Annotated in this window: 1 protein-coding gene; it reads left to right on the top strand. The window is 50.8% G+C overall.

Translation table 11 applies throughout. The features are described from left to right. The first annotated feature begins 71 nt into the window (after positions 1-71). A complete protein-coding gene (locus FH603_RS28110; RefSeq protein ID WP_186742680.1) occupies positions 72-1229 on the top strand; it encodes an ISAs1 family transposase in 1158 nt (385 codons plus the stop codon). The last annotated feature ends 10 nt before the right edge of the window (positions 1230-1239 follow it).

The raw sequence follows: 1239 nt of genomic DNA on the forward strand, positions 1-1239 counted from the left end.
CAGGGCTTTCTCATGAAATAAGCAAGGATTAAGAGTCCGTAGTTTTGTGGTTAACTAGACTACAAAAATCCATGACTCCCTTTCCTTGCCAACCCCAAAATACGTCCTTTTTCCAACTCTTAAAACAAACGCCCCAGCTTGATGGACGGGATAGCCGGGGCAAGTACCATTGTATCGCGCTGGTTATTACAGGGTTAACCCTGGCCTTGTGCTGCGGGCGGGATGGTAATCTATCGAGTTTGCATCGCCACATGGCCAACCATTTTGACGATTTATGCCGAGTCCTACAGCTTACCAATCAACGGGTTGTTTCCCGTCCTCAACTACCCCGTCTGCTGGCCAAAGTCAATGGGATCGTGTTCGCGGACTTGCTCTTCCAACGCTTTGGCCTTGTGCTGACGCTTCAGCAACAAGCCTGGTTTGCCCTGGATGGTAAGGAACTGCGGGGCAGTATTGAACCCGCCAATAAACGGGGGCAGGCTTGTGTCTCGGTCGTAGCGCATCGGGGCGAAGCGATTGCAGGACAGGCTTATTATAATGGTACCAAAGAGAGTGAGCGGCCAGTAGCAACTCAACTTTTAGCCGATACGGGGATGCACAACCAGAAAATCACCTTAGACGCTCTTCATTTGATCCCACTGACAATCAAGACAATTCACGAAAAAGGAGGTCTTTATCTGGTCGGGCTAAAAGCCAACCAGCAGATTTTGTACCGACCCTGGGTTGGGAGTAGCAGTGTAAAAGTAGCTGACTATGATCGAGCGGATAAGCCTGAGCGTGGTCATGGACGCATCGCCCAGCGCAGCTACAGTTGTTTTGCCATGAATAGGCATCCGCTGGCTCTTCGCTGGCAGACCAGTGGGATGCAGACGTTGGTGCGCGTGGTGCGCGTCCGTCAGAGTCTGGCTGGCCTGGAATTGAGTCGGGAGACAAGCTATTTTGTGAGTAATGCGTTGGTTAACCAGCAGGGACAGGCGGATGAATTATTCGACGCGGTACGCCAACATTGGCGAATTGAGACGATGCATCATCGTCGGGATGTGAGCTTGAGCGAAGATCGTTTTCGCAGCAGTCAAGCCGCCGTAAGTCGGTTACTGAGCAACCTTAGAAGTATCGTACTGAACGTGTTAGGTCAGGACAAGGTAAAGAATATGGTCGCCAGGATGGAGGAATTCGCTGACAAATTCCACGTCCTGCTTCAATTCATGACCCTCAAAAATGTTTTATGAGAAAGCCCTG

Origin of the sequence: Spirosoma utsteinense, from assembly GCF_014282275.1 — a bacterium.
Classification (GTDB): Bacteria; Bacteroidota; Bacteroidia; order Cytophagales; family Spirosomataceae; genus Spirosoma; species Spirosoma utsteinense.